General features: G+C 74.2%; 2 protein-coding genes. Both read right to left on the bottom strand.

All coding sequences use genetic code 11. From position 1 onward, the window contains the following. A partial coding sequence (locus HGA02_RS13500) for a molybdopterin oxidoreductase family protein (RefSeq protein WP_168679441.1) occupies positions 1 to 2,299 on the bottom strand: 2,299 nt, incomplete at its 3' end. 94 nt (positions 2,300 to 2,393) lie between these two features. Continuing rightward, the gene (locus tag HGA02_RS13495) at positions 2,394 to 3,365 is read right to left on the bottom strand and encodes a DNA polymerase domain-containing protein (RefSeq protein ID WP_210728555.1); all 972 of its coding nucleotides are present in this window, start codon (positions 3,363 to 3,365) and stop codon (positions 2,394 to 2,396) included. Positions 3,366 to 3,405: the final 40 nt, after the last annotated feature.

The raw sequence follows: 3,405 nt of genomic DNA, 5'->3' as shown, positions 1-3,405 counted from the left end.
CGGCCGTCTTGAACAGCGGCTGCTTGGAGACCGCGTCCCACTCGGTCGGCGTGAGCTCGTTCGCCGCGCGACCGGCCCCGCCGGGCTCGTGGCCGGGGTCGGTGTCCCAGTAGCCGTAGTGGAACGGCACGAAGACGACGCCCCGCCGGACCTCGCTCACGCGCGCCGCGCCCTCGACCGACCCGCGCGCGGTGCGGACCCGCACGCGGTCGCCCTCGGCGATGTCGCGCGCCCGGGCGTCCGCCGCCGAGAGCTCGATCCACACGTCGGGGGCGGCGTCGCGCAGCTGCGGCACACGACCCGTCTTGGTCCGCGTGTGGAAGTGGTAGATCGTCCGGCCCGTGACGAGCTGCAGCGGCAGGTCCTCCGACGGCACGTGGTGCGGCGGCACGTACGGCACGGCGCGCAGCAGCGCCCGACCCTCGGGGTTGAGGGCCTTGTACTGGTCGGCCTCGAACGGCGCGCCCGTCACGAGGTCGCGGCCGTACGTCTCGGCGTACCCGGGCGCCGCCGGGAAGCGGCCGTCGCCGTAGAGCCGCTCAGTCCCGAGCGGGTGCTCGTCGGTGACCGGCCACTGGACGCCGCCGCCGCGGAGCTGCGCGTACGTGAGCGCCGAGTAGTCGCACGGCCGACCGCGCGAGCACTCCTTCCACGCCTCGAAGGCCTCCTCGGCCGTCGACCACGGGACGAGGGGTCCGTCGTCCTTGTCGCGCAGGTCCATGCGCCGCGCGAAGTCGAGGAAGATGTCGAGGTCGGGCCGCGCCTCCCCCGGCGGGTCGACCGCCTTCTCCGACAGGTGCACGGTGCGGTCGACGTTCGTGAAGGTGCCCGTCTTCTCGCCCCACGTCGCCGCGGGCAGCACGACGTCCGCGACCTGCGCGGTCTCCGACAGGAAGACGTCCTGCACGACGAGGAACGTGCGGTCCTGCGTGAGCACCGACCGCACGCGCTCGAGCTCCGGGAGCGAGACGAGCGGGTTCGTCGCCTGCACCCACAGCATGCGCATCGAGCCGTCCTCGAGGTAGCGCAGCATCTTCATGACGTGGGTGGGCGGCGACCAGTGCGGGATGACGTCCTGGTCGACGTTCCACACGCGGGCCAGGTCGGCGACGTGCTGCGGGTTCGACCAGTTGCGGAACCCCGCCATGTCGCCGTCCGCGCCGCACTCGCGCGTGTTCTCCGCGGTCGGCTGCCCGTTCATCTGGAGCAGCCCGCGTCCGGGCTCGCCGAGCATGCCGCGCAGCAGGTGGAGGTTGTTGACCTGCACCGCCGCGGCGGTCGCCTGGTGCGACTGGTAGAAGCCCTGCAGGACCGTCGACATGAGCCGGTCCGCGGTGCCGAGCAGCTCGGCCGCCGCGCGCAGGTCCTCCTCGGGCACGTCGCAGATGCGCGCGACCTTCTCGGGCGGGTAGTCCGCGACCGTCGCGGCCAGGTCGTCGTACCCGACGGTGTGCGCGGCGACGTAGTCCTCGTCGACCCAGCCGTGCGCGACGACCTCGTGCAGGAGCCCGTTCATGAGCGCGACGTTCGTGCCGGGCCGCGGTGCCAGGTGCACGGTCGCGGCGCGCGCGACGGCCGTGCGGCGCGGGTCGACGCACAGCAGGCGCGGCGGGTCGTCGCCCGCGAGCCGGTCGAGCACGCGCATCCACAGCACGGGCTGCGTCTCGGCCATGTTGTGCCCGAACAGCGCGATGACGTCCGCGTGGTCGACGTCCGCGTACGACCCGGGCTGCCCGTCGGCCCCGAACGACTCCTTGAGCGCCTCGGCCGCGGTGGCCGTGCAGAGCCGGGTGTTCCCGTCGACGTGGTTCGTGCCGATCCCCGCGTGCGCGACCAGGGCCAGCGTGTAGTACTCCTCGAGGAACAGCTGCCCCGACGTGTAGAACCCGACGGCCGACGCGCCCTGCTCGTCCAGCAGCGCCTGCGTGCGGGCGACGACGAGGCCCATCGCCTCGTCCCACGACGCCTCCTGCAGCCGGCCGTCGCGCCTCACGAGCGGTCGGGTCAGCCGGTCCGGCGACGCGTTCGCCTGCCACGCGAACAGGTCCTTGGGCCCGAGCCGGCCGTGGTTCACACGGTCCTGCGCGCGCCCGCGCACCCCGACGATCCGCCCGCCCGCGACGGCGACGTCCATCGCGTCGCCGTTCGAGTGCAGCAACGACGCCGCGGGCACCCACCGCTCGACGTCGTCGGTCGTGGTCCCGGGCTCCAGGAACGTGTCCACCCGGGTCGGCCACCGTGTCCCACGCGCGTACGGGGTCCTCGTCCCCCACGGCTCGGCGATCCGGTCGACGTGCATCGCACCTCCCTGCAGGGCGGCGACGGGCCCGCTGCCGGACCGTCGTCCAGTCAACGCCGACCGCCATCCCGTCGCCACCGCAGCGGCGCGCTGGTCAGGCGAGACGCGGCAGGACCTGGTCGTCGTCGAGCACCGCGCGGAACGGGTCGCCACGCTCGGCGACCCGGTCGAGCACCGTGCGGACCGTGAACGCGTCGGGCCGCAGCCACGGTGCGTCGAGCTCGTCCCACGTGATCGGTGCCGACACGGGCGCACCGGCGGCCGCGCGCGGGCTGTACGGCGCGACGAGCGTCTTGTTGATCGCGTTCTGGGTGTAGTCGAGCCGCGCCTGCCCGCCCCGCTCACGCACCTCCCACCGCCAGCTCACGAGGTCGCGGACGACCGCCCCGACGGTCTTCGACAACCGCTCCACCCACGCACGCGTCTCGGCGAAGTCCGGGCCGACCGCGACCGGGATCCACACCTGGATGCCGCGCCGCCCCGTCAGCTTGGGCGCCGCCCGCACGTCGAGGTGCGCGAGCGCGTCCCGGTGCAGCCGCGCGAGCAGCAGCACCTCGTCCCACGTCGTCGACGTGCCCGGGTCGATGTCGATCAACGCGTACGTCGGCAGGTGCGGGTCGTCCGTGCGGGACGTCCACGCGTGCCACTCGAGCGCGCCGAAGTTCGCCGCCCACACGAGCGCCGCGGGCTCGTCGGCGACCAGGTACGTCGTCGTCTCCCCCTCGTCCGCCTCCGGGTTGTCCCACCGCGGCAGCCAGTCCGGCGCGTGGTCCGGCACCTGCTTGTGCCAGAACCCGGGGCGGTGCGCACCCTCCGGGTAGCGGTGCAGGTTGAGCGCCCGCCCCCGCAGGTACGGCAGCACCACCGGCCCGATCCGCGCGGCGTACGCGAGCAGCTCGCGCTTCGTGACCGGCGGCTCGTCGCCGCGCGCCGGGAACAGCACCTTGTCGAGGTTCGTCACGCGCAGGCGCCGGCCGTGCACCTCCCACGTGCCGCCCGCGCCCAGGTCCGCGAGCGCGTCGAGCTCGTCCTGCGTCGGGCCGGGAGCCGCCTGTGCGCGCGCCATCGCCGTCCACCTCGTGCCGCGTGCCGTCGGCCGTCCTGCT

Origin of the sequence: Cellulomonas septica (assembly GCF_012396155.1) — a bacterium.
Lineage (GTDB): Bacteria > Actinomycetota > Actinomycetes > Actinomycetales > Cellulomonadaceae > Cellulomonas > Cellulomonas septica.
Note: the sequence above shows the minus strand (reverse complement) of the source record. Positions and strands in the feature narration are given on the sequence as shown.